Genomic DNA, 23,346 nt, shown 5'->3' with positions numbered 1-23,346 from the left:
GGACGCAAATGAGTGAGCGGAAGTGGTGGGTCTAGCCGACGCCCAGCAGATCGATGACGAACACGAGGGTGCGGCCCGAAAGGCGGTGTCCCGTACCGGCCGGCCCGTAGGCGAGGTTCGGTGGGACGGTCAGGCGACGACGGCCGCCGACCTTCATGCCCGGAATTCCTTCCTGCCATCCCGGGATGAGCCGCTCGAGCGGGAACCGGGCCGACTGACCGCGGTCCCACGACGAGTCGAATTCCTCGCCGGATTCGAAATCGACACCGACATAGTGCACGTCGACGACGTCGCCCCGTTGCGCCTGCGAGCCGTCACCTTCGATGAGATCGACGACCTCGAGTTCGGTGGGCTCCGGGCCCGTGGGGAATTCGACTTCTGGCTTTTCGGCACTGGTCATCGGGACTCTCCTTTGAGTCGTCGGTGCAGGGTCATCGGTATCGGGTGCCCGTGCGGGGCCGTCGGTACCGAATGTCTCGGTCGCCTCGTTCAGCGATCCCCGAGTGTCACGTAGTCACGTTCGGTATAGCCGGTGTAGAGCTGGCGCGGACGCCCGATCTTGCCGGAGGGATCCGAGCTCATCTCACGCCAGTGTGCGATCCAGCCGGGCAGTCGGCCGAGCGCGAACAGCACGGTGAACATGCGGGTCGGGAAGCCCATCGCCCGGTAGATGACGCCGGTGTAGAAGTCGACGTTCGGGTAGAGCTTGCGCTCGATGAAGTAGTCGTCGGACAGCGCGACCTCTTCGAGGCCCTTGGCGATGTCGAGCAGATCGTCCTGCACACCGAGCGAGGCCAGGATCTGATCGGCGGTCTTCTTCACGATCGCCGCACGCGGATCGTAATTCTTGTACACGCGGTGCCCGAAGCCCATGAGCTTCACGCCGGCTTCCTTGTTCTTGACCTTCGTCATGAACGCCTTGGTGTCGCCGCCGGAGTTCTTGATCTCCTCGAGCATCTCGAGCACCGCCTGGTTCGCGCCACCGTGCAGCGGACCCCAGAGCGCGTTGATGCCGCCGGAGATGGACGTGAACAGGTTGGCCTGGCTCGATCCGACGAGGCGCACCGTCGACGTGGAGCAGTTCTGCTCGTGATCGGCGTGCAGGATGAACAGCATGTCGAGCGCCTTGGCCACCTCGGGGTTGACCTCGTAGGGCTCGGCGGGCAAGCCGAAGGTCATCCGCAGGAAGTTCTCGACCAGGCTCATCGAGTTGTCCGGGTAGAGGAACGGCTGGCCGGCCGACTTCTTGTAGGCGTAGGCCGCGATCGTCGGCAGCTTGGCCAGCAAACGGATCGTCGACAGTTCCACCTGCTCGGGGTCTTTGGGATCCAGCGAGTCCTGGTAGTACGCAGACAATGCGTTGACCGCGCTGGAGAGCACCGGCATCGGATGCGCGTTGCGCGGGAAGCCGTCGAAGAAACGCTTGAGATCCTCGTGGAGCAGCGTATGCCGCTGGATCTTGGTGGTGAATTCCTCGAGTTCGGTGGCGGTCGGCAACTCGCCGTAGATCAGCAGGTAGCTGACTTCCAGGAAGCTCGACTTGCCCGCGAGCTGGTCGATCGGAATCCCCCGGTAACGCAGGATGCCCGCGTCGCCGTCGATGTAGGTGATCGCCGACTTGGTGGCCGCGGTATTGACGAACCCGCTGTCGAAGGTCGTCAGGCCGGTATCGGACAGAAATTTACCCAGCTCGACCGAATCACTGCCTTCGGTGGCCTTCAGGATCGGGAGCTCGAGTTGCCCACCGGGATATGTGAATGTTGCCGAAGCCGGATCGGTTGTGCCGTCGGTCGGGACTGTCTGCGCGGACACTCGTGGACCCCTTTACTCAGGTGCGAGATTTTCCTCTTCGCCCATACGGGCTCTTGAGAACCTAACCTAGTCTCCCCCGAGCTCGCTCGCCCACGGAGGGTCGGCACCCGGACGGGACACCGTGATCCCCGCCACCGACACCGCAAAGGCGGCGATCTGGCGCCAGCGGTCGGCGTCGAGTTCACCGACGGCCGCCGACGACAGCGCACCCAGGTGATCCAGTTGATGCAGCACGGCACCCATGATGGCGTCACCTGCACCGATGGTGTCGGCGACGGTGACGCGCGGCGCCGGCACGTGGCTGACGCCGCCGGCGGTGGTGACGTGAATACCGTCGGCGCCGGCAGTTGTGAGGACGGCGGTGACGCCTGCGCCGATCCAGTCCGCCGCTCTCGATCCGTACCGACCGAGGCCCAGCCAGGCAGCGTCCTCGTCGGACAATTTCACGACGTCCACCGACTCCATCCACGAGGCGAAACGCCGCCGGTATGCGTCGGGGTCGGCGATGACGGCCGAGCGGATGTTGGGGTCGCAGACCACGAGCCGCCCCTCGGCGTGGCATCGGCGCAGCACGGTCTCGTACACGCTCGCACCCGGCTCGAGAACCAACGAGAGTGTGCCGAAGCAGACCGCCGACACCGTCGGCGCGAACGGCCCCGGGTCGGTGACCAGCCGGTCCGCGGTTCCCTCGAGATAGAAGGAGTAGTGCGCGACGCCGTCGGTACCGATCGTGGCGAGCGCCAGCGACGTGGGCTCACCGCGCCGCTGCACCAGCGTGCTGCCGACACCGCTGTGCCGCAACGCCGACACGATCGCCTCGCCGTAGTCGTCGGTCGAGACCGCCGAGCAGAACGAGACCGCACTTCCCAGTCGGCCCAGGGTGATCGCGACGTTGAACGGCCCACCACCGAGGGCCGGCTGCAACGCAGGCAGCGTCGGGGCGTCCGAATTCGGCGCAGCGGTCGCCACCACGTCGACGAGCGACTCCCCGCACACCACGATCTCTCTCATCGGCCCATTCCCGGGCCACCTGCGCACGTCGGTCCTGCCGTCACGCGAATCAGTGTGCCACCGCATACCGGACGCATTCGCCGGGACGCCCAATCCGGTAGGTGGACGGGTAGATTCGACGGATATGAACGAGTTGCCCGCGGGCACCGATGCGGTGCTGCTCGACTTCGAGGACGACCGGCCCGCGGTTCGTCGGGCCGAGCGGGCACTGCGGGCCGCGAGCACAACGGGAATGTTGCGTGGCGTCACCGAGATCGTCCCGAGTGCGACGACCGTCCTCGTCCAGTTCGAGCTCGGATTCGGTGCGGACGCGTTGGGAATCCACCGGGTACTGCGAGATGCCTCCGGGCCCGGCGACACGGCGGCGGTGCCCGACGACGAGATCACGATCCCCGTCCACTACGACGGCGCAGACCTGACTGAGGTCGCCCAGCGTCTGGGCCTCGCCGCCGACGACGTCGTCGTGGCGCACACCGACACCGTGTGGCGCGTCGAATTCATGGGTTTCGCACCGGGTTTCGGATATCTGGTGCCCGCCGACGGCCGGGACAATCCGTTGCTGCGGCCGGGGCGTCGCGACGAACCGCGCACGCGGGTGCCTGCCGGGGCGGTCGCCGTCGCCGCCGGGTACAGCGCCGTTTATCCCGCGCCGAGCCCGGGGGGCTGGAATCTGCTGGGCCACACAGATATCCGACTCTGGGATGAGACCTCACAGCGGCCGTCACTGCTGACACCCGGAGCACTTGTGCGCTTCACCGATGTCGAAAGCACCCGATGACCGTGATCGAGGTGATCACCCCGGGACCGTTCGCGACGATCCAGGACCTGGGCCGCCCCGGACTGGCCCACCTCGGGGTACCACAGTCGGGAGCGGCCGACCGGGCGTCGATGACACTCGCCAATCGCCTTGTCGGAAACCAGGAGTCGGCGGCGACGATCGAAACGACGTTGGGCGGCCTGCGAATCCGGGCATACCACCGCGCAGTGGTGGCGGTCACCGGCGCCGGAGCACCGGTCACCGTGGACGACGCACCGGTGGGTCTGGGTGCCGCGATCATCATCGAATCCGGCGCGCAACTCGCGCTCGGCCCACCCGCATGGGGTTGCCGCAACTATGTGGCGGTGCGCGGCGGGGTCGATGTGCCTGCGGTGCTCGGCTCCCGAGCCACCGACACCCTCTCGGGACTCGGCCCGGCGCCGCTGCGAGCCGGCGACCGGCTCGCCATCGGCAGCGAGACCGGTGAGTGGCCCGCCATCACGCATGCGCCGCTGCCCGGTACGCCCACCGGCGTCGTCGAACTCGAGGTGACCGCCGGACCGCGCGCCGATCGTCTCCGTCGGGCCGCGGACCTGGCCGTCGGCGAGTGGGAGGTCAGTGCCGAGGCCGATCGGGTGGGCGTGCGGCTCCTGCGTCCCGACGGCGCCGCGGCCCCGGTGCCGGCCCACCGCGACGACGTCGGCGAACTCCGATCAGAAGGGGTGGCGCACGGGTCGGTACAGGTTCCGCCCAACGGCGCCCCGGTGATCTTCCTCGCCGATCATCCCGTCACCGGCGGTTATCCCGTCGTCGCGGTGCTCACCGCGGCGTCGATCTCCCGAGCAGCGCAACTCATCGCCGGAAATCGGGTGCGCTTCCGGTCGCGATGAGGTCGTGCCCCGAATCGGTAGACATTGATCGCGGATTCCGGGAGCAATGTCTACCGATCGGCCGGCTTCGGCCCGCTTGACACAGCGACTGCTTGACACCATCTCTGCTTGACACCCTGGGTGAGACGCATCTACGGTTTTGTCTCATGACTCAGGTTGCGCCCGCCCCTACTGCCGAGACCGTCGTCGACGCCGGCGCGGCCGAGTACCCGCCGCTGGGCCCGGACTCGCTGACCTGGCAGGTCTGGGGCACGTGGACCGGTATGTTGCAAGGACTCTGGGCCGGGTCGATGCAGAACATGCACCCCAAGCTGGGTCAGGCGGTGTGGGATCACTCCGACTTCTTCGGGGAACGCTGGGAACGACTGATGCGCTCGCTGTATCCCATCGGCGGCGTCGTCTACGACGCGGTCGCGACCGACGGCGCCGCCGAAACCGGACACCAGGTACGCGACTACCACCTCACCATCAAGGGCACCATGCCCGACGGATCCCGATATCACGCGCTCGACCCGGACGTCTTCTACTGGGCGCACGCGACGTTCTGGTACGGCAACGTGCGGCTGTGTGAACGCTTCGGTCCGTGGCTGACCGAGGCACAGAAACGCCGGTTGTTCGAGGAGTCCAAGGCCTGGTACGCGCAGTACGGCGTCTCGATGCGACCCGTCCCCGACACCTATGAGGACTTTCTCGAGTACTGGGATCACATGTGCCGCAACGTTCTACGCGATCACGAGTCGGTGCGTACCGTCCTCGACATCGGCGCGCTGCCACCACCGCCGTTCATGTCGTTCATGCCCGCGGGGATCTGGCGACGATTCATCGCGCCACCCACCGCCCGCTTCTTCGTGTGGCTGACCACCGGCTTCTACGACGAGCCGATCCGCGAGATGATGAACCTTCCGTGGAGCGCGGCCGACGAACGCCGATTCCGGCTGCTGGGCAAGGCGGTCAATCTCGTCATGCATCGACTGACCCCGAAACGCTATCGGCGCCATCCGCGTTCACGCGATGCGTGGGATCGCATCGACGGCCGGGTGCCACGCGATGCGCCGCTCGTCGAGACCCCGGCCCGCAACCTTCCGTCCGAGGCGCAGCGCGACAATCCGATCCATTACTGCCCCGTCCACGCCGCCCGCCGGGCGACGATCCCCGGCCGCGTCAGCGAGCACTGACGTCGGCCGGTTCAGGCGTGCTGGCCGACGCGGTAGCGAAGGAAGGCCGGCAATACCAGGGCGGCAAGAAGTGTCAGCACGACGACGGCGACGCCACCGAATGCGGTGGTGGCCGCCACCCCGACGACGGCGGCTGCCGAACCATGCGCGACGTCGGCGATGCGCGGCCCGCCGGCGACCACGATGATGAACACACCCTGCAGACGTCCACGCACCTCGTCGTTGGCGGCGGCCAGCAGGATCGCCTGCCGAAACGCCGCCGATGCCATGTCGGCGGCGCCGCCGACCATCAGCAGCACCAACACGACCGGCAGCCACGGCATCGCCGACCCGCCCGCCAGACCCACGGCGACACCGGATGCCGCGATGGCGACACCCCAGATCAGGACGCATACGACCACCGCGTACCCCTGCCGCTCGACACGACTGACCCAGCCGGAGAACACGCCGCCGACGACGGCGCCGACCGAGATCGCGATGAACAGCAACGCGAAGGCGACGCCACCGGAGACCGGGCCACCGAAGTTCTCGTGCGCCATCTGCGGAAACAGTGCGCGCGGCATACCGAAGATCATTGCGATCAGGTCGAGCACAAACGACGCCAACAGCACCTTGTGCCCGGCGAGATACACCAGGCCGTCGATCACCGACCGCAGCCCGGCCACCTTGGGTGCGTGCTCGCTCTCCGGCCGCAGCGTCGGCAGCAGTACCACCGCCCACAGGGTGGCGAACAGGAAGATCGTGTCGATCAGATACAGCACCGAGTATCCGAGCACCGGTATGAGCGCACCTCCGACGAGCGGACCGGCGATCGCCCCCGCCTGTATCACCGTCATGTTCAACGACAGGGCGGCCGGCAGCTCCCCGGCCGACAACAGCCGGGGCAGCACCGAGGTCCGCGCCGGCTGATTGACCGCGAAAAACCCCTGCTGAATGGTGAAGAGCGACAAGATGATCCACACATTGTTCCAGCCCATCGCCGACTGCACCCAGAACAATGCGCTGGTGCCGATCAGGCCCAGCGTGGTGACGACGAGGATCATCCGGCGGTCGAAGACATCGGCCAGCGCCCCGCCCCACAGCCCGAAGACGACCAAGGGGACGAGGCCGAAGACTCCGGTCAATCCGACATAGGCCGAGCTGCCGGTGATCTGGTAGATCTGGGCGGGTACGGCGACGACGGTGAGCTGAGCGCCGATGACGGTGATGATGTTGGCCGACCACAGCCGCCGGAAATGCGGATTGGAAAGTGGACGGGTATCGGCCAGTAGACGACGCACCGAAACAGCTTATCTATTCTCACCACCGCCCCCGCCGGTGGTCAGGGCTGGAGCCGGACCACCTCCCACACGCCGTCGACCAGCCTCAGCCGCACCCGGTTGTGCAGCCGATTGGCACGGCCCTGCCAGAACTCGACGCAGTCGGGGGCGAGTCGGTATCCGCCCCAGTGCGGCGGCACCGGAACCGGGGTACCGCCGTCGAGTCCCCCACACCGATCCGCGACGTCGGCGGCCTTCTCCTCCAGCTCCGTCCGGCTGCCGATCGGACGCGATTGCTCCGACGCCAGGGCCGAGAGCTGGGAACCGCGCGGGCGTTTGGACCAATAGCCTTGGGTCTCTTGCGGGCTCACCTTGGTCACCGCACCACGAAAGTGCACCTGCCGTTCCAGCGCAATCCACGGAAAAGTGATCGAGGCATACGGGTCGGCGGCGAGATCACGGCCCTTGTCGGAGTCGTAGCCGGTGAAGAAGACGATCCCGGTCGCGTCTGCGCCCTTGCACAGCACCGTCCGCGTCGCAGGCAACCCGTGGGGGTCGACGGTGCCCAGGACCATCGCGTTGGGCTCGGGAATCCGCGCATCGAGCGCCTCATGCAGCCACACCTCGAAAAGGTCGAGCCATGGCGGGTCGCCGCGCAGCCAGCTCGGGTCGAGGTTGTCACGAACGCCGTCTGCCCCGGCCGCGCGGTCGCCGTCGCCGACATTGGGCGGGATACCACCGCCGTACCCGACGCGCATTCCGGGCAGATCGATCGGCTCCCGCGCGGGCGCCGCGGAGTCCCTGGATTCGCTCACCGACCCGACGCTACTCCGGGCACCCCACGCTTACTCCCCGGTATGACGGGACCCGAGAACTGTCCTACAGTGCTGGTGGGGATGCCTCGCCCGGCATCGCCACAGGATTTCGGCACATCGCCGTGCGGAGAGAAAGTGGTCTGACACATGACGATCAAGGTCCCCGACGACTTCGTTCCCGGACTCGAAGGCGTCCTCGCCTTCACGACCGAGATCGCCGAGCCCGACAAGAACGGCGGCAACCTGCGCTACCGCGGCGTCGACATCGAAGACCTCGTCGAGAACAAGGTCACCTTCGCCGACGTATGGGCCCTGCTGGTCGACGGCCGGTTCGGCGACGGCCTGCCCCCGGCCGAACCGTTCCCACTGCCCATCCACACCGGCGACGTCCGCGTCGACGTCCAGGCCGCCCTGGCGATGCTGGCGCCGATCTGGGGATATCAGCCCCTCCTCGACATCGACGACGCGACCGCCCGCGCGAACCTCGCCCGGGCATCGGTGATGGCGCTGTCCTACGTCGCACAGTCGGCCCGCGGTATCCATCAGCCCGCCGTCCCGCAGCACATCATCGATGAATGTCCCACCGTCACAGCACGTTTCATGACCCGATGGAAGGGCGATCCGGACCCGAAGCACATCGCCGCGATCGACGCGTACTGGGTGAGCGCGGCCGAACACGGACTGAACGCGTCGACCTTCACCGCCCGCGTCATCGCCTCCACCGGAGCCGACGTGGCGGCGGCGCTCTCGGGGGCGATCGGCGCCATGTCCGGTCCGCTGCACGGTGGCGCACCGGCGCGGGTGCTGCCGATGATCGACGAGGTCGAGCGCACCGGCGACGCCCGCGGCCTGGTCAAGGGCATCCTGGACCGCAAGGAGAAGCTGATGGGCTTCGGCCACCGCGTCTACCGCGCCGAGGACCCGCGGGCCCGCGTGCTGCGCCACACCGCGCAGCAACTGGGCGTCCCCCGATATGAGGTGGCGGCCGCGCTCGAACAAGCTGCGCTCACCGAACTGCGGGAACGACGTCCCGACCGGGCCATCGAGACCAACGTCGAATTCTGGGCGGCGGTCATCCTCGACTACGCCGAGGTGCCGACGCACATGATGCCCGCGATGTTCACCTGCGGCCGCACCGCCGGCTGGTGCGCGCACATCCTCGAACAGAAGCGACTCGGCAAACTCGTCCGGCCGGCCGCGCTGTACACCGGCCCCGCACCGCGGCGACCCGAGGACGTCGAGGGATGGGGCGACGTCGTCAAACCCGGTCTCTGAGAACCGTTCACGCGGCTTCAATTTGTTCGCGCGGGTGGTCGACCAGCCGCGCGAACAAACTCAGACCGCGCGAACCCGAGGGCCGATCAGTACCTCGGACAGGAGCTCGGGCAGGCCGAAACCGAGTGGCCCCGGCCACAGCCCTAGAATTGCGCCCATGAGCGACGCCGCCACCCCGATCACCATTCCCGCCGACCTGCTGCCCGCCGACGGACGTTTCGGTTGCGGACCGTCCAAGGTCCGCCCGGAGCAGCTCCAGTCCCTCGTCGACATCGGTTCGTCGGTGATCGGCACCAGCCACCGTCAGGCCCCGGTCAAGAACGTGGTCGGCTCGGTGCGCGAAGGACTCTCGCAGCTGTTCGCCCTGCCCGACGGTTACGAGGTGGTGCTGTCGAACGGCGGGACCACCGCGTTCTGGGACGCGGCCGCATTCGGGCTGATCAAGCGGCGTTCGCTGCATCTGACCTACGGCGAGTTCTCGTCGAAGTTCGCCACCGTCGCCAAGAAGGCACCGTTCCTGGATTCGCCGGTGGTGATCTCGACCGATCCGGGCACCGCACCCGACCCGGCGGCGTTGACCGCCGACGACTTCGGCGGCGTCGACCTGATCGGCTGGGCGCACAACGAGACCTCCACCGGGGTGGCGGTCCCGGTGAGCCGGCCCGACGGCGCCGACGACGCACTGATCGCCATCGACGCCACCTCGGGAGCCGGCGGCCTGCCGGTCGAGATCGCCGACACCGACGTCTACTACTTCGCGCCGCAGAAGTGCTTCGCCGCCGACGGCGGCATCTGGCTCGCAGCGATGAGCCCGGCGGCCCTGGCCCGCATCGACCAGATCGCCGGCACCGACCGCTGGTGCCCGGAATTCCTCTCGCTGCCGACCGCCGTCGACAACAGCCGCAAGAACCAGACCTACAACACCCCCGCACTGACCACACTTCTGTTGCTGGACAACCAGATCCAGTGGATGCTCGGCAACGGCGGCCTGGACTGGTGTGTCTCGCGCACCGCCGACTCCAGTTCGCGGCTGTACTCGTGGGCCGAGAAGTCGGAGTTCGCGACACCGTTCGTCACCGATCCGGCGCTGCGCAGTCAGGTCGTGGGCACCATCGACTTCGACGACGAGATCGACGCCGCCGCGGTCGCCAAGACGCTGCGCGCCAACGGCGTCGTCGACACCGAGCCGTACCGCAAGCTGGGCCGCAACCAGCTCCGTATCGGCATGTTCCCGGCGATCGACCCCGAGGACGTCAGCAGGCTCACTGCCGCCATCGACTACATCGTCGAGCGTCTGTGACACCCGCGCGCCACCTCCGGCGCCGGTTGCGGCGTTCGGCGACCACCGGCAACACCGGGCCGCACGCACGCTACTGTGGAACCCATCCGCACCATCCGACGCATGGGTCACCTCCGTCACACCTGGGCTGAACTGCGCGTATTCGGCGACAGCCGAGCGTTCCCGGTCCGCGTGTCCGACTGATACCGCGCGTTCGGTGGTCTAACCTGAGCCCAATGCCCGCACTCGTGGTCAACCGGAGGAGGAGCAGATGCGCGAACTTCGAGTGGTCGGCGTCGACGCCGGCGGCTCCCGAGTCATCTGCCAGGACGTCGAGTCCGGTAAGAGATTCACCCTCCCCGCCGATGAACGACTGCGCGCGGCCGCGCGCGGCGACCTCTCCCGGCTCGGTCAGATCGAGATCGAGATGACCAGCACGCTGCGGCCTCGCGAGATCCAATCCCGCATCCGCGCCGGCGCCACCGTCGCCGAGGTGGCCGCGATCGCCGGCGTCAGCACCGACAAGGTCGAGCGGTTCGCGCACCCGGTGTTGCTCGAACGCAGCCGGGCCGCCGAACTCGCTGCACAGGCACACCCGCTGCGCCACGACGGTCTCGCCGAATCGACCCTGGGCGACGTCGTCACCGAAGGAATCGTCGCCTTCGGACAGACGCCGTCCGAGGCGGTCTGGGATGCGTGGAAGGGCGAGGACGGACATTGGGCGGTGCAGGTCGCCTGGCAGGTCGGCCACACCGAACACCGCGCCCACTGGCGTTACCAACCCGGGTCGCACGGCGGGACCGCCGATCCGCTCGACGACCTCGCCGAGGAGTTGACCCACCCGGAGTTGATCGAGCCGCGCCGCCGGCTGACACCGGTGGCCACCCCGGTGATCGCCCCGGTGCCCGGCCCGGCGGTCGACGACTCGGGCCGCGAACAGGTCACCCTCGACGCCGACTCGATCATCGGGGCGCAGCGCAGCCGGCACGACCCGCAGCGTGCCCCGTTCGACGAGCACGGAACGTACGCGCTGGACTTCGATGGCGACGAGAGCACCACCGACTCTCGCGGGCCGGCCGGGGATGGGCAGCACACCGACGCCGCGGACACCGACACCGCAGACACCCACACTGACACCGAGCCGCAGCGATCGGCGGACACCGCCGCCGAGGTGACCGACGACGACCGTGATGATGCGCCGCGGCCACCCACTCCGGTCGACGCGCCGCGTCGCCGGAAGTCACGCAAGCCACCCGTACCAGCATGGGAGGATGTCCTGCTGGGAGTCCGTAGCCATCCGAACAGCTGAGGGGGACGATGTCGGCGCGCGCAGTAACACTCTGGTTCATCGACACCGACGATCCGGCCGGCCTGGTGCGCGGCGGACTCGCCAATGACGTCACCGCAGCCCAGCGGCTCGCGTCGGCCATCTACGGCGACAGTGTCTTGTTGCCGGTGGCCGACACCGACCTCGCCTCGGCGATGACTGCCGAGACCCCGCACGTCTACGCCGGCCATTACGGGCGGTTGAGTGTGGTGTCGTGCTCGTTGTTCGCCACCGGGCGGCCCAGCGAGCTCACCCGGACGATCGCCTCGATTCACCGCAGCGCCGCGACCACCCTGCTGTACACCGATCCGGCCACCGGCACCGGCACCTTTGCCCGTTGGGAGGACGGCGAGCTGCGACGGTCGTTCTCGGCGACGCCGGTCGACTACCTCGAGGACGAGGGTGTCCCCTACCCGTTCGAGGGCCCGTTCTGGGGCGGCGAACACCCGTTGCGTTACGCCGAGGGCGTCGGCCCGGATCTGCTGGCGCTGCCATTCCATCCCCAGCAGCTCGCCGAGGAGTCCAACCGCACGTGGCTCGGCTTCCGGTTCACCCATCCGCTGGCACCGGCCGACGCCGATCCCGCGCGGATACCGGTCACCGCATATGCGATCCATCCCGCCGACTATGTGCCGACGCCCGACGACATCGACCGGTACCACGCCGTGTCGGCGCAGGGGGCCGCCGCGCAGGGGCTTGCCGGGCAAGACATCTCCGGCCACGGTGTCCCCGGGCAATCGGGCTCGGCGGCACCGGCGAATACCGCAGGCGAGGCGGACGCCGCACCGAAGCCCAAGCGCGGACGACTCGCCCGCTACTTCGGCTTCGGCAAGTCCTGAGAGCGGTCCGGGTTCACTGCCCGAGCGCAAACAACGCAATCGCCGATCCCACGCCGGCGAGCAGTCCGCTCAGCGCCCCCCATACGATCCAGCGCCACACCGGGCGGAATCGGAGAATCCAGAGCGTCCAAGCACTCGCGGAGGCCAGAACGACCACGGCGAGCAGCCCCACGCCGCGTGCGAGGGATTCGGCCAGGCTGTACACGCCGACCGTCACCAGCGCACAAAAGGCCATCACGATCGCACTGACGAGCAGGCCCAGCGACCACGGTGTCGGTTCGTGGTGCCGCCATCGCTCCAGGTCGACACCGGATCCCGACCCGGCGATCACCCGTTCGCTCTCGGGGACGTAGAGCGTCCACGCCGGTGCCTGCCACGACGCCGGCTCGGCGGGCGGCTCCGCCGGCCCGTGTGCCTCGTGCGCTGCCGGCGCCGTGGCTGCAGGGGAATGCCGGTCGTCACCGGGATCGCTCATCGTGTCATCGTGCCTGATCGGACGCGTTCATAGAAGGCGATGGCCGCGGCGGTCGCGACGTTGACCGAATCGGTGCCCCGGCTCATCGGGATTCGGGCCTGCACGTGGGTGGCCCGCATCGTCGCCTTGGCCAGGCCCGGGCCCTCGGCGCCGACGAGGAAGGCCACCCGGTCGGCGTCGAGGGCGTCGGCCAGCACGGTTGCGTCCGGATCCGGTGTCAGCGACACCGTGGTGAACCCATGCCGGTGCACGTCGTCCAATCCGGCGGGCCACTGATCGAAACGGGCCGAGGGCACCAGCAGCGCGTGTCCCATCGACACGCGCACGCTGCGGCGATACAGCGGGTCGGCGCATCCCGCGCCGAACAGCACCGCGTCGACCCCCAGACCGGCGGCGTTGCGGAAGATGCTGCCGATGTTCTCGTGGTCGTTGACGCCCTCGAGGATCGCCACGGTCCGCGCATTCGCGAGTACCTCGTCGACACCGAGAACCGGTGCCCGGCGCGCCACCCCGAGCACCCCCCGATTGAGGTGGAACCCGATGATCTCGGCCATCACCTCGGCAGTGGCCCGATAGAACGGGACGGCTCCATCGGCAGTGGTGTCGTCGGGCACCGGGCGCACATCACCGATGAGTTCCTCGAGTCGCCGCGTCACCCCCAGGAAGGCGTGCGGAGCGAATCGCGACGCGATCATCCGCCGGGCCACCAGCACGCCCTCGGCGATGACGAGGCCGCGGCCGCGCCGGCCACCCGGCAGAACCGGCAGATCCGGGCGCCGGTCGACCGAGTTGAGATCGCGGAAGTCGTCGACGCGCACATCGGCGGGATCGTCGATGTCGACGACCCGCACCGGTAGCGGCACCGCGGCACGGGGTGCAGGAGCAGGAGGTGCGGGCGTATCGGACACGAATACCCAGTCTGCCAAACACCGCCGTCGTCGCAGCCACTGCGCTCGCCCCGGCACGCGCACCGCAGTCGCCCGATCCGGCCCGCTGATCACCATGTTCGCGTCGATATGACAACGTGGAGGGGTGAACAGTCCCGAGACCACGACCGATCACCTGAGCCTGCGCCGCGCCTCGAACGACGACTGGGACGACATCATCGCCGCCGACGCCCGGGCGTTCGCGATGCGCAACCCCATCGCCGACGACGAGCGAAACGACTTGCGCGCCAAGGTCTCCGACTCCGACGTCATCGTCGTGCGTGACACCGACCTGCCCTCGGCACCACTCGTCGGGGTGTCGATGTTCTACCGCATGTCGATGACCCTGCCCGGCGGCGCCACCGCCGCCGCGGCCGGACTGTCGTGGGTGTCGGTGGCCGCCACCCATCGCCGGCGCGGCATCCTGCGCCGGATGCTCACCGAGCTTACCGGCCAGTGGATCGACGAGGGACAGACCTTCGCGATCCTGACCGCCTCGGAGGGCACCATCTACGAGCGCTTCGGCTTCGGCCCCGCGTGCTTCGCGCACACCATCACCGTCGGCTCCGCGGCGCGGATGCGGCACGCCCAACCGGCGCATGCGCGGGTACGGTTCGCCGGCGCCGACGAGATAGCCGCCGCGATCCCCGATATCCACCGGCGCTGGACGGCGACGCGGCCGGGTGCATTACCGCGGACCGAGCAGTGGTGGGCGCCCATCCTGGCCGACCGCGACTCGGAGCGCTCGCCGGGGGCCAGTGGGCTGCACTACCTGCTGCACGATGACGGCTACGCGAGCTATCGCATCATCAAGGACGCCGACGGCGGCGGGTTGCACGCCGAGGTCGAAGAGGTCTTCGCGGTGACCGAGGACGCCCACACCGACCTGTGGCGGGTCCTGATCTCCCTCGACCTCATCCCGTCGCTGCGCGCGACGATTCCCGTCGACGACCCGCTGCCCCGCAAATTGGTCGACCTGCGTTCGGTGGAGGTGACCGGGCTCGTGGACAAGATGTGGGTGCGCATCCTCGACGTCGGTGCCGCGCTCGGTGCCCGCCGCTTCGGCGCGGACCTCGATGCGGTCATCGAGGTGACCGACCGGTTCGCCGAGCGCGGTGGAACCTTTGCCGTCACGATCCGCAACGGTGCCGCGGTCGCTGTCCGCACTGACGCGCAACCGACTGTGCGACTGAGCATCTCGGTCTTGTCGAGCATCTATCTCGGCGGCATCGGCGCGCACGAGTTCGCGGCCGCGGAGCGGCTCTGGACCGATACCCCGGAGACCCTCGACGCCGTCGCGAAGGCCTTTGCCACCTCGCGGGCGCCGTTCGCCGGCACATTCTTCTGAAGCGGTCGGCCTGCCCTGCCGTCAGCCGTCGGCCGACACGATCCGTTCGAGGATGGGTACGGCGGCATTCAGGGTGGCGCGCTCCTGCGCCGACAGCGCCGCGAGCCGGCCGTCCAGCCATTCCGTACGGGCGGCCACCTCGTCGGTGATCACCCGCTTTCCGGGCGAAGCGAGGGTGACGATCACCTGCCGGCCATCTGTCGGGTGCGCGGCGCGTTCGATCATCCCGAGGTCGGCCAGCGAGGCGAGCACCCGCGTCATCGACGGTGGCTTGATCCGTTCGGCCGCGGCGAGCGCGCCCGGCGTCATCGAGCCCTCCTGATAAAGGGTGTTCAGGGCCGACAACTGGGTCAACGACACGAGCTCGCTGTCGCGACGCAGTCGTAGACGCCGGGCCATCCGGACGATCGCAAGAGAGAGCGGCCCGGCGAGCTGTTTGTCGCCATCAACTGGTTCCACGGCGCAATAATAGATCGCCCGCGGCCGCAGCCGCTGCTCACCCGACCAGATCCGAGATGGGTTGGCGCGCGAAGTAGGCGACGAAGACGATCGCGACCAGCCACATCAACGGATGCACCGACCGCGCCTTGCCCGCCGCGGTGGCCATCACCACCCAGCTGATGAAGCCGACGCCGATGCCGTTGGCGATCGAGTAGGTGAACGGCATGGTGACGATGGTCAGGAATGTCGGCAAGGCGATCGCGAACTTGGTGAAGTCGATGCTGCGGACCTGGCCGATCATCAGGCCGCCGACGATCACCAGTGCCGGGGCGACGGCCTCGCTCGGGATGACCTCGTAGACCGGGGTGAAGAACATGGCCACCAGGAACAGCACGCCGGTGACGATGTTGGCCAGACCGGTCCGCGCACCCTCGGCGACGCCGGACGCCGATTCCACGAACACCGTGTTCGACGAGGCCGATGCGACACCACCGGCGATCGCGCCGGTGCCCTCGACGACCAGGGCCTTGCCGATGTCGGGCAGGTTGCCCGTCTCATCGGCCAGCCCGGCCTCCTTGCCGAGCCCGGTCATCGTGCCCATCGCGTCGAAGAAGTTCGACAGCAGCAGCGCGAACACGAGCACGCATGCCGCGAGCACCCCGATGCGGGTGAACGCGCCGAACACGTCGACGTCGCCGACGAGCGACAGGTTCGGCAGCCCGCCGGCCGAATGCGGGATCGACGGCACCGACAACCCCCACCCGCCGGGCTTCTCGGCCCCCGAACCGAGATGGAGCACCGACTCCAGGATCACCGACACCACCGCGGTCACGACGATGCCGATGAGCAGCCCGCCGGGCACCTTGCGCACCACCAGCACCCCCATCAGCAGCACGCCGATGACGAAGACGAGGGTGGGCACGCTGGTGATCGAGTTGCCGCTGCCGAGCTGGACCGGCACGTTGGTGTCGGCGGCGTCGGGGATGCGCCGCACGAACCCGGCGTCGACGAAGCCGACGAAGGTGATGAAGGCGCCGATGCCGGCGGCGATCGCCGCTTTCAGTTCTGCGGGAACGGCATTGAAGACCGCGGTCCGGAATCCGGTGACGGCCAGCACCACGATGATGATGCCCTCGACGACGACCAGACCCATGGCCTCGGGCCACGTCACCTGCGGTGCGATCGTCACCGCGAGCAGACTGTTGACCCCCAGCCCCGCGGCGATCGCGAACGGATAGTTGGCGACGAGGCCGAAGATGATCGACATAACGCCGGCGACCAGGGCGGTGACCGCGGCGACCTGCGCGATCGGCAGCACGTGGCCGAGTACGTCGGCATTGTGCGGCGACCCGGAGATACCACCGATGATGATCGGGTTGAGCACCACGATGTAGGCCATAGTGAAGAAGGTGACCAGGCCGCCGCGGAATTCACGGGCAAATGTCGAGCCGCGTTCGCTGATCTTGAAGAACCGGTCGACCGGATTGGTGGGCCCTGTCTCGGTGGGCCCTGTCTCGGTGGGCCCTGTCTCGGTGGGGCCTGTCTCGGTGGGGCCTGTCTCGGTGGGGCCGCTGCCGGTCGGTGGGGTCGTGGGTTTGCTCGGGGACTCGTCGGGCGCAGAATCGCTGGGCACACGGGAAAGCTACCCTGAGCGCATGTCCGATGCAGCACCCATACCAGAACTCCCGCGAGCGCTGCGCGCACCCGAACCGGTGATCGTCGTCGGGATGCTGGCGTGGCTGGTGGCGTCGATCGTCGTCGGCGTGACGGGCTGGGGCGGTGGCCGCACCCTCGCGGTCTGCTTGACCGGGCTCGGCGTCGGGGTGCTGGGCACGGTGATCTTCCTCGTCCAGCGGGCCGCTTCGCGCCGCGGCTCGCGGAGCGCACAACGCGGGCTCGACTGAACCGCCCGTGACGTCGGCCCTATGCGCGCACCCGGACGAGGGTCGCAGCGAGTGCGGCCACCGATGCCCCCGCGGCATGCACCGGGGTCGGCGAGCGCAGCGTCCGCGCGAGCACGAACGCACCTTCCAGGGCCCCGATCGTCGCTGATGCGAGCGTCGTCGCGTCGTCGTCGGTGAGCCCGCGCGCGACGAACAGCGCGGTCCCGGCATCGATCCAGGAGATGAAGATCTCGGCGGTGACCTCTCGGAGCCCGGGTTCGGCGTCGGCGATCTCGCCGGCCACGGTGCCGACCGGGCACAGGTTGAGCCAGCCGGAGCCCGCCATGGCGTCGGCGGCCTCGTCGAACGCCGCGGCGAGGACGGCGGGCAATTCGCCCTCGACGGCGAGCAGTCCGACGACGAGTTCGAGGTAGACCGCGGCCATCTGTCGCAGCGAGGCCGCCGCCAGCTCACGCTTGCCGCCCGGGAAGTGGTGATACAGCGAGCCGTTGGGAGCGTCGGCGGCGTCGAGGACGTTCTTGATCCCGGTGCCGGCATACCCGTTGCGTCGTAGCGACTCCCCCATCGCCGTCGTGATCCGCTCGCCGTTTCGCACCTTCCCAGCGTAGATCAATTGCTCTAGAGTGGGCACTCTAGAGCATCCACTCCACAGCGCTCGCTCCACAAGTCCAGTCCGTCGACGGGAGACCCGATGACCACCGCAACGCCCCGGCGACGCCGGATAGAGATCTCCGCCGGAATCATCGAATACCTCGACGAGGGCGCCGGCGCTCCCGTCGTCCTGTTACACGGCCTCTTCATGGACGAGCGCCTATGGGATCCGGTGATGCGCTACCTGCCGACGGGCTTGCGCTATCTGCGCCCGGTGTTGCCGCTCGGTGCGCACCGCATCCCGATGAATCCGGGAGCCGACCTCTCGTTGACGGGCCTGGTGCACGTGCTCGCCGACTTCCTCGACGCTCTGGATCTGCAGGAGGCGACCCTCGTCCATTCCGATTGGGGCGGCGGACTTTTCCTCACCGCCATCGGCCGGGACGAGCGGGTGGGTGCGATGGTGATCCTGCCGTGCGAGGCATTCGACAATTTTCCGCCCGGCCTGCCGGGAAAGATGGCCGAGATCGCCGCGCGTCTCCCCGGGGGCCTCACCCTCGCCGCCCGCAACATCCGCAGTCGCCTCCTCCGCCGTCTGCCTGTGGTATTCGGATGGATGACACGCCAACCGATTCCCGACGAGCTGGCCCGCCACTGGACCGAGCCGGCGCTGTCCATCCCCGGCATTGCGGACGACTTGGCCGCTTATGCCTCAACACATTTCGAGTCGGCCGAACTCGTTCGCGACACCGAGGCATTGTCCCGGTTCGACGGTGCGGCGCTGGTGCTGTGGTCCCCCGACAACCGGGTCATGCCGCCGGCACACGGCCACCGGCTCGCCGAGCTGGTCCCCGGCGCCCGCTACGCCGAGATCCCCGGCGCCGCAGTGCTGTTGTCGATCGACGACCCGGCAGGTGTCGGCCGCGAGATCTCGGCGTTTCTCACCCGATCGTGATCGCTACCGGCTAGGGCTCGACACAGATGGCGTCGGTGATGTAGGTGGCCAGCTGGGCGTGGGTCAGATACCTCCCCGGGGAGAGGAGGTCGGCGTAGATGGCGCCGACCATGAATTCGACGGCCGCCTCCGGATTCGGCCGAAGGTGCTGGGCCAGAGGCGAATCCACGATATAGGCCAGTGCGCGCTCGGTGACGACGTCGACGAGGGTCGGCTGCGAACCACTGCGGATGAGCCAGCCGAGCAGATCCGCGGCATCGATCCGCAGCGCCGCGCCCAGCACCTCATTTCGCGAATTGTGGTCGAGCACTTCCCGAACGAGCATGTGAACGGTCTGACGCGGCTCGTCGGCGAATCGCAGTCGGCTGCGCACCAATCGCTCGAGTTCGTCGAGTTCCGCGGTGACCAGCGCGGCGATGAGCGCGTCGCGCGAGGCGAACCGCCGATACAGCGTCGCCCGGCCGATACCGGCCTCGCGGGCCACCGCCGCCAGGGTCAGCGCGCCGACACCGACCCGCCCCACCACCCGGCGAGCCGCGGCGAGGACGTCATCGCTTCCGGACACGACGAGGAGTCTAATCGCCCAATGGCCGGACATCTATTGCGTATTGCGACTCTAGTTTGAGACACTTTTTGCCATGGGTGTCTCACGGATCGACGGTGTCCCTGTCTCCAACATTTCGGGAACCTCGCCCTGGGATACCCAGCTCCACGAGTTCGACTACGCCGTCAGTGACGTCGAGGGCGCCATCCCCGAGCAGTTGCGCGGCACCCTCTACCGGATCGGTCCCGGCCGGTTCGAGGTGGGCAACCACCCGATCGAGCACATCTTCGACGGCGACGGCATGGTGTCACGCTTCGACATCACCGACCGTGGGGTGCACTTCCGCAACCGATACGTCCACACCAAAGCGTATGGGCGTTCCAACCGGACCTCGTTGCCGCCGAAGGGCTTCGGCACCCAACGCGCGGGCGGCGCCCTCGCCAATGCGTTGCGGTTCCCGGAGAACATGGCCAACACCAACGTGCTGATCCACGACGACAAGCTCTACGCACTGTGGGAGGGCGGCCGGCCACATCGGCTGGACCTCGACACGCTGTCGACCCACGGGACGGAGTCGTTCGGTGGAGCGCTCAAGCGGCTCGGCGCCTTCTCCGCGCACCCCAAGACCGATCCCCGCACCGGTGAGGTGTTCAACTTCGGTCTCGACTTCTTCCCGCGCCCGATGATCCGGTGCTATCGCCTCACCCCGCAGGGGCGGCTGACCACGATCTCGACGATCCCGATCCCCAGGCTCGGCTTCATCCACGACTTCGCGCTCACCGACCGGTACCTCGTCTTCGTACTCGGTCCGCTGGTCGTCCGGCATCCGATCCCGGTCGCCCTCGGTCTGCGCCCGTTCGATCACGCGCTCTCCTACCAGCCGGACCTCGGCACCACGATCGTCCTCGTACCACGCGACGGGGGCGAGCACGTCAGGGTCGAACACGACTCGCTCTTTCACTTCCACGTGACCAACGCCTACGACACCGACGACGCAACGACCGTCGAACTCGTGGCGCATGACGGTGACGGCGGATGGACGCGATGGAATGGGCATCTGCGCGACTATCGCGACAATCCCGGCCCGGCGTTCGGCGGAACGCTGACGCGCCTGGTGATCGACCGACGGCGTCAGACGGTTCGCACCGAGGAACTCAGCGACCTCGGCGGCGAGTTCCCGCAACTCGATCAACGACGCACGGCCGCGGCACACCGGTTCACCTATCTGGCCCAATCCACGCGCCCGGGCGGCAATCCCGACACGATCACCACCATCGACCATGCCGACAACAGGCACCGCGCGTACCGCACCGATGGCGAAAGCACTGTCTGCGAACCACTTTTCGTCGCCGATCCGACGTCGCCGGCCGAGGGCGACGGCTGGCTGTTGACCGTTCTTCATCAGCCGGCGCGACGCACCTCGGCGCTGCTGGTGTTGCGCGCGGACCGGCCCGACGACGGGCCCGTCGCCACCGCCACCCTCACCCACCACATTCCGATGACCTTTCACGGGGCCTTCCGTCCGGCGTAGGTCCGGCGCCGTCGCGTCGTCGGAGGTTACGGCGCGGGCAGCGACCACTGTTGCAGGTTGCGTGCCTGCCGGTCGGCGAGTGCCGTGGGCGCCAGCCGGATCGCCGAGTCGCGCACGGTCGCGAGAAATGGATGGCGCCACTGCATCACGGTTCCGAGCAGTCGGGCCTGACGAGCGATGCGCTGCGTGCGGGGCCGTCGGAGGGCGTCGTATCGCGCGAGTGTTGCGGTGATGCTCCGGATGTCGGGCGCGCTGCCGAGGTCGCGGCCCAGGAGGTGGTTCAGCACGGCGGCGTCCTCGAGAGCCTGATTGGCCCCCTGTCCGAGGTTGGGTGTCATCGCGTGGGCGGCGTCCCCGAGTAGGGCACATCTTCCGGAAGCGAAGGTCCGCAGCCTTCGGGCCAGCTCCTCGATCGGCGCGTAGGAGACGGCCGCGGGATCGGTGGCGTCGAGGAGGGCACCGATCGGGTCATGCCAGTCACCGAAGCGTCGACGTACCTCGTCGAGGCCGCCGGCACGGTATGCGGGCGCGACCGAAACGCATGCGAACCAGTAGATGCGGCCGTCGCCGAGCGGCGCGATGCCGAAACGTGCTCCGCGGCCAAGTGTCTCGCCGGCCGCGTCGATCGGTACCGGATGCTCGGTGATCCCCCGCCAGGCGCCGTATCCGGCGTAGCGGATGCCCGGATCGCCGAATGCGTCGGCTCGCACCCGACTCCGTAGCCCGTCGGCGCCGACGACCACATCGGCGGCGAGTTCGGTGCCGCCCTCGAGCACGACCCCACCGTCGCCGAGACCGACCACCCGGCTCGCCGTGCGCACGGAGTCACGCGGGACCGCCGCGAGCAGGACCCGGTAGAGCTCGGCCCGGTCGATCACCCGCAGGTTTTCGGCAGCGCCACCCAGACGCATCAGCCACGAACCATCCGGGCGTCGGCTTCCCGATGAGTACGTGCCCGCGGCTCCGGCGGCCGTGCGTACGTCGGCACCGATCCCGAGTGCGTCGAGGGCGCCGAATCCGTTGGCGAACAACGTCACACCGGAGCCGTGCGCGCGGACCTGCTCGGCCTGCTCGACGACCTCGACCTCGATCCCCGCCCGCGTCAACCCGGCGGCCAGCCCGAGACCACCGATGCCCGCTCCCACAACCAGAACTCGCATCGTCATCCGGCCTTCTTGCCACGCAGCGCGATCCGGGTCGATGCCCACACACAGACCAGCACCCATAGCGCACCGCACATCCAGCCGGCGAGAACATCGGTCGCCCAGTGCACCCCGAGATACACGCGCGTGATCCCGATGGCCATCGACAGCAGCGGCGCGGCGATCAGCACCCAATCATGGTGGCGTACCCACGAACTGCTTCGATAGGCAACGACCGCGAGCAGGCAGTACACAACCATCGACATCATGGCGTGGCCGGACGGAAAGGAGAAACTCTCGATATGCAGTAGCCGTCCGGAAGCCGGCGGGCGATCGCGACCGACGACGTCTTTGAGCGCCACCATGATCACCCATCCCAGCAGTGAGCCGACGACGAGCAATACTGCCTCGTCGACGCGCCGTCGCATCAATAACGCGACTGCCACGACGACGCACAGGATAGTCAGGGTGAGCGTGTTGCCGAGAAAGGTCACCGCGTGCGCCAGCCCGACCCAGGGCTGCGTGCGCCCGTCGACCATCCAGCCGGTCACGTCGTCGTCGACGCGCAGGCGGTCGAAGGCGAATGCGGCTGTCATGGCGCCACCTTACCGAGGTGGTGCGGCGGGAAGTCGGTGGCTCTACCGGCTCTTCGAAGTCAGCCGGTCACTGCGGAACGACTCGTTTGACCTGCCGGCTCCAGGGCGTGGCGTGGGCGTTGGTGATCGCGGAGAGACTCACCGATCCGCGACGGATGCCGGTGCACACGAACCACTTCCTCGTGCCGGCCGCCGACATCAACCAGGGGCGATCGCCAGCACGGAGCGTCGGGGGGCGGTCCTTGTCGATCCAGGGCAGCAGAATCTTGTTCGATGGACCAAAACCCGCATCGAGTCCATCAGCGGTCATCCGGTAACCATCTTCAATGGGATAGGCCTGTGGACTTTCAACTGCGACCTGACATCCCACTCATCCAGGATCTCCTGACGTTCTTGTGGGTGGTTTACAGCCACGGCAACTCTGGACAGGCGCCGCCGCGGGTGAGTTCGGCCA

General features: G+C 68.3%; 25 protein-coding genes. 11 read left to right on the top strand and 14 right to left on the bottom strand.

Features of this window, described 5'->3' with window-relative positions:
* Nucleotides 1-31: 31 nt before the first annotated feature.
* From ACLQ3C_RS18705 to ACLQ3C_RS18695, 3 genes are all read right to left on the bottom strand, one after another.
* Entirely contained in the window at nt 32-400 is a 369-nt protein-coding gene (locus tag ACLQ3C_RS18705) for an FKBP-type peptidyl-prolyl cis-trans isomerase (RefSeq protein WP_425706598.1), read from the bottom strand.
* A gap of 89 nt (nt 401-489) precedes the next feature.
* Complete coding sequence (locus tag ACLQ3C_RS18700; RefSeq protein WP_425706597.1) at nt 490-1,812, bottom strand: citrate synthase; 1,323 nt, start codon at nt 1,810-1,812, stop codon at nt 490-492.
* Nucleotides 1,813-1,878: 66 nt separating this feature from the next.
* Nucleotides 1,879-2,823, bottom strand: a complete 945-nt coding sequence (locus ACLQ3C_RS18695) for a carbohydrate kinase family protein (RefSeq protein ID WP_425706596.1) — start codon at nt 2,821-2,823, stop codon at nt 1,879-1,881.
* Nucleotides 2,824-2,947: 124 nt separating this feature from the next.
* Here ACLQ3C_RS18695 and ACLQ3C_RS18690 point away from each other — a divergent pair, with 124 nt between their 5' ends.
* The 3 genes from ACLQ3C_RS18690 to ACLQ3C_RS18680 all read left to right on the top strand — a co-directional run bounded on the left by ACLQ3C_RS18690 (nt 2,948) and on the right by ACLQ3C_RS18680 (nt 5,645).
* Nucleotides 2,948-3,601 carry a 5-oxoprolinase subunit B family protein gene (locus ACLQ3C_RS18690; protein WP_425706595.1) on the top strand — a complete coding sequence of 218 codons (654 nt, stop codon included), beginning with the start codon at nt 2,948-2,950 and terminating at the stop codon, nt 3,599-3,601.
* Nucleotides 3,598-4,470: a biotin-dependent carboxyltransferase family protein gene (locus tag ACLQ3C_RS18685; RefSeq protein WP_425706594.1), complete on the top strand. Its 873-nt coding sequence runs from the start codon at nt 3,598-3,600 to the stop codon at nt 4,468-4,470. The genes ACLQ3C_RS18690 and ACLQ3C_RS18685 overlap by 4 nt, the downstream gene beginning before the upstream one ends.
* A gap of 146 nt (nt 4,471-4,616) precedes the next feature.
* Entirely contained in the window at nt 4,617-5,645 is a 1,029-nt protein-coding gene (locus tag ACLQ3C_RS18680; protein ID WP_425706593.1) for an oxygenase MpaB family protein, read from the top strand.
* An 11-nt stretch (nt 5,646-5,656) separates the two neighbouring features.
* On the opposite strand, the gene ACLQ3C_RS18675 is transcribed toward ACLQ3C_RS18680, so the two are convergent.
* Nucleotides 5,657-6,925: an MFS transporter gene (locus tag ACLQ3C_RS18675; protein ID WP_425706592.1), complete on the bottom strand. Its 1,269-nt coding sequence runs from the start codon at nt 6,923-6,925 to the stop codon at nt 5,657-5,659.
* 41 nt (nt 6,926-6,966) lie between these two features.
* Nucleotides 6,967-7,662 carry a pyridoxamine 5'-phosphate oxidase gene (gene pdxH / locus ACLQ3C_RS18670; RefSeq protein ID WP_425706629.1) on the bottom strand — a complete coding sequence of 232 codons (696 nt, stop codon included), beginning with the start codon at nt 7,660-7,662 and terminating at the stop codon, nt 6,967-6,969.
* A gap of 204 nt (nt 7,663-7,866) precedes the next feature.
* On the opposite strand from pdxH, the gene ACLQ3C_RS18665 reads away from it, so the two are divergent.
* The 4 genes from ACLQ3C_RS18665 (at nt 7,867) to ACLQ3C_RS18650 (ending at nt 12,439) form a co-directional block, all read left to right on the top strand.
* Entirely contained in the window at nt 7,867-8,994 is a 1,128-nt protein-coding gene (locus ACLQ3C_RS18665; protein WP_425706591.1) for a citrate synthase 2, read from the top strand.
* A 157-nt stretch (nt 8,995-9,151) separates the two neighbouring features.
* On the top strand, nt 9,152-10,294 hold the full coding sequence (gene serC, locus ACLQ3C_RS18660) for a phosphoserine transaminase (protein WP_425706590.1): 1,143 nt from the start codon (nt 9,152-9,154) through the stop codon (nt 10,292-10,294).
* A gap of 250 nt (nt 10,295-10,544) precedes the next feature.
* Complete coding sequence (sepH, locus tag ACLQ3C_RS18655; RefSeq protein WP_425706589.1) at nt 10,545-11,582, top strand: septation protein SepH; 1,038 nt, start codon at nt 10,545-10,547, stop codon at nt 11,580-11,582.
* A gap of 8 nt (nt 11,583-11,590) precedes the next feature.
* Complete coding sequence (locus tag ACLQ3C_RS18650) at nt 11,591-12,439, top strand: DUF6928 family protein (protein WP_425706588.1); 849 nt, start codon at nt 11,591-11,593, stop codon at nt 12,437-12,439.
* Nucleotides 12,440-12,452: 13 nt separating this feature from the next.
* Here ACLQ3C_RS18650 and ACLQ3C_RS18645 read toward each other — a convergent pair whose 3' ends face one another.
* Nucleotides 12,453-12,914: a DUF2537 domain-containing protein gene (locus ACLQ3C_RS18645; RefSeq protein ID WP_425706587.1), complete on the bottom strand. Its 462-nt coding sequence runs from the start codon at nt 12,912-12,914 to the stop codon at nt 12,453-12,455.
* On the bottom strand, nt 12,911-13,765 hold the full coding sequence (locus ACLQ3C_RS18640; RefSeq protein WP_425706628.1) for a TrmH family RNA methyltransferase: 855 nt from the start codon (nt 13,763-13,765) through the stop codon (nt 12,911-12,913). Before ACLQ3C_RS18640 ends, ACLQ3C_RS18645 begins: the two co-directional genes overlap by 4 nt.
* 181 nt (nt 13,766-13,946) lie before the next feature.
* Between ACLQ3C_RS18640 and ACLQ3C_RS18635 the strand changes: the two genes are divergently transcribed.
* The gene (locus tag ACLQ3C_RS18635; protein ID WP_425706586.1) at nt 13,947-15,188 is read left to right on the top strand and encodes a GNAT family N-acetyltransferase; all 1,242 of its coding nucleotides are present in this window, start codon (nt 13,947-13,949) and stop codon (nt 15,186-15,188) included.
* A gap of 21 nt (nt 15,189-15,209) precedes the next feature.
* On the opposite strand, the gene ACLQ3C_RS18630 is transcribed toward ACLQ3C_RS18635, so the two are convergent.
* Complete coding sequence (locus ACLQ3C_RS18630) at nt 15,210-15,587, bottom strand: MarR family transcriptional regulator (protein WP_425706627.1); 378 nt, start codon at nt 15,585-15,587, stop codon at nt 15,210-15,212.
* Between the two features lie 97 nt (nt 15,588-15,684).
* Nucleotides 15,685-17,262: an NCS2 family permease gene (locus ACLQ3C_RS18625; RefSeq protein WP_425706585.1), complete on the bottom strand. Its 1,578-nt coding sequence runs from the start codon at nt 17,260-17,262 to the stop codon at nt 15,685-15,687.
* A 22-nt stretch (nt 17,263-17,284) separates the two neighbouring features.
* On the opposite strand from ACLQ3C_RS18625, the gene ACLQ3C_RS18620 reads away from it, so the two are divergent.
* On the top strand, nt 17,285-17,533 hold the full coding sequence (locus ACLQ3C_RS18620) for a DUF2530 domain-containing protein (RefSeq protein WP_425706584.1): 249 nt from the start codon (nt 17,285-17,287) through the stop codon (nt 17,531-17,533).
* Between the two features lie 19 nt (nt 17,534-17,552).
* On the opposite strand, the gene ACLQ3C_RS18615 is transcribed toward ACLQ3C_RS18620, so the two are convergent.
* Entirely contained in the window at nt 17,553-18,128 is a 576-nt protein-coding gene (locus tag ACLQ3C_RS18615) for a TetR/AcrR family transcriptional regulator (RefSeq protein ID WP_425706583.1), read from the bottom strand.
* Nucleotides 18,129-18,224: 96 nt separating this feature from the next.
* Between ACLQ3C_RS18615 and ACLQ3C_RS18610 the strand changes: the two genes are divergently transcribed.
* Nucleotides 18,225-19,079 carry an alpha/beta fold hydrolase gene (locus tag ACLQ3C_RS18610; protein ID WP_425706582.1) on the top strand — a complete coding sequence of 285 codons (855 nt, stop codon included), beginning with the start codon at nt 18,225-18,227 and terminating at the stop codon, nt 19,077-19,079.
* A 10-nt stretch (nt 19,080-19,089) separates the two neighbouring features.
* Here ACLQ3C_RS18610 and ACLQ3C_RS18605 read toward each other — a convergent pair whose 3' ends face one another.
* Nucleotides 19,090-19,644: a TetR/AcrR family transcriptional regulator gene (locus tag ACLQ3C_RS18605; protein WP_425706581.1), complete on the bottom strand. Its 555-nt coding sequence runs from the start codon at nt 19,642-19,644 to the stop codon at nt 19,090-19,092.
* A 73-nt stretch (nt 19,645-19,717) separates the two neighbouring features.
* Between ACLQ3C_RS18605 and ACLQ3C_RS18600 the strand changes: the two genes are divergently transcribed.
* Nucleotides 19,718-21,154 (top strand): carotenoid oxygenase family protein, encoded by a 1,437-nt coding sequence (locus ACLQ3C_RS18600; RefSeq protein ID WP_425706580.1) that lies wholly within the window; start codon nt 19,718-19,720, stop codon nt 21,152-21,154.
* A gap of 26 nt (nt 21,155-21,180) precedes the next feature.
* On the opposite strand, the gene ACLQ3C_RS18595 is transcribed toward ACLQ3C_RS18600, so the two are convergent.
* From ACLQ3C_RS18595 to ACLQ3C_RS18585, 3 genes are all read right to left on the bottom strand, one after another.
* Complete coding sequence (locus ACLQ3C_RS18595; RefSeq protein ID WP_425706626.1) at nt 21,181-22,314, bottom strand: FAD-dependent monooxygenase; 1,134 nt, start codon at nt 22,312-22,314, stop codon at nt 21,181-21,183.
* A gap of 2 nt (nt 22,315-22,316) precedes the next feature.
* Nucleotides 22,317-22,892: a phosphatase PAP2 family protein gene (locus ACLQ3C_RS18590; protein WP_425706579.1), complete on the bottom strand. Its 576-nt coding sequence runs from the start codon at nt 22,890-22,892 to the stop codon at nt 22,317-22,319.
* A 67-nt stretch (nt 22,893-22,959) separates the two neighbouring features.
* Nucleotides 22,960-23,202: a hypothetical protein gene (locus ACLQ3C_RS18585; protein ID WP_425706578.1), complete on the bottom strand. Its 243-nt coding sequence runs from the start codon at nt 23,200-23,202 to the stop codon at nt 22,960-22,962.
* Nucleotides 23,203-23,346: the final 144 nt, after the last annotated feature.

The sequence above is a fragment of the Gordonia sp. DT30 genome (assembly GCF_049844915.1).
In the GTDB taxonomy this organism is placed as follows: domain Bacteria; phylum Actinomycetota; class Actinomycetes; order Mycobacteriales; family Mycobacteriaceae; genus Gordonia.
This window is presented reverse-complemented; position numbering and strand designations above follow the sequence as displayed.

Coding starts and splice junctions, on each gene's coding strand:
- ACLQ3C_RS18705 (WP_425706598.1), bottom strand. CDS start 400: ATGACCAGTGCCGAAAAGCCAGAAGTCGAATTCCCCACGGGCCCGGAG.
- ACLQ3C_RS18695 (WP_425706596.1), bottom strand. CDS start 2,823: ATGAGAGAGATCGTGGTGTGCGGGGAGTCGCTCGTCGACGTGGTGGCG.
- ACLQ3C_RS18690 (WP_425706595.1), top strand. CDS start 2,948: ATGAACGAGTTGCCCGCGGGCACCGATGCGGTGCTGCTCGACTTCGAG.
- ACLQ3C_RS18685 (WP_425706594.1), top strand. CDS start 3,598: ATGACCGTGATCGAGGTGATCACCCCGGGACCGTTCGCGACGATCCAG.
- ACLQ3C_RS18680 (WP_425706593.1), top strand. CDS start 4,617: ATGACTCAGGTTGCGCCCGCCCCTACTGCCGAGACCGTCGTCGACGCC.
- pdxH (WP_425706629.1), bottom strand. CDS start 7,662: ATGCGCGTCGGGTACGGCGGTGGTATCCCGCCCAATGTCGGCGACGGC.
- ACLQ3C_RS18665 (WP_425706591.1), top strand. CDS start 7,867: ATGACGATCAAGGTCCCCGACGACTTCGTTCCCGGACTCGAAGGCGTC.
- serC (WP_425706590.1), top strand. CDS start 9,152: ATGAGCGACGCCGCCACCCCGATCACCATTCCCGCCGACCTGCTGCCC.
- sepH (WP_425706589.1), top strand. CDS start 10,545: ATGCGCGAACTTCGAGTGGTCGGCGTCGACGCCGGCGGCTCCCGAGTC.
- ACLQ3C_RS18650 (WP_425706588.1), top strand. CDS start 11,591: ATGTCGGCGCGCGCAGTAACACTCTGGTTCATCGACACCGACGATCCG.
- ACLQ3C_RS18645 (WP_425706587.1), bottom strand. CDS start 12,914: ATGAGCGATCCCGGTGACGACCGGCATTCCCCTGCAGCCACGGCGCCG.
- ACLQ3C_RS18630 (WP_425706627.1), bottom strand. CDS start 15,587: ATGGCCCGGCGTCTACGACTGCGTCGCGACAGCGAGCTCGTGTCGTTG.
- ACLQ3C_RS18620 (WP_425706584.1), top strand. CDS start 17,285: ATGTCCGATGCAGCACCCATACCAGAACTCCCGCGAGCGCTGCGCGCA.
- ACLQ3C_RS18610 (WP_425706582.1), top strand. CDS start 18,225: ATGACCACCGCAACGCCCCGGCGACGCCGGATAGAGATCTCCGCCGGA.
- ACLQ3C_RS18600 (WP_425706580.1), top strand. CDS start 19,718: ATGGGTGTCTCACGGATCGACGGTGTCCCTGTCTCCAACATTTCGGGA.
- ACLQ3C_RS18595 (WP_425706626.1), bottom strand. CDS start 22,314: ATGCGAGTTCTGGTTGTGGGAGCGGGCATCGGTGGTCTCGGGCTGGCC.
- ACLQ3C_RS18590 (WP_425706579.1), bottom strand. CDS start 22,892: ATGACAGCCGCATTCGCCTTCGACCGCCTGCGCGTCGACGACGACGTG.
- ACLQ3C_RS18585 (WP_425706578.1), bottom strand. CDS start 23,202: ATGACCGCTGATGGACTCGATGCGGGTTTTGGTCCATCGAACAAGATT.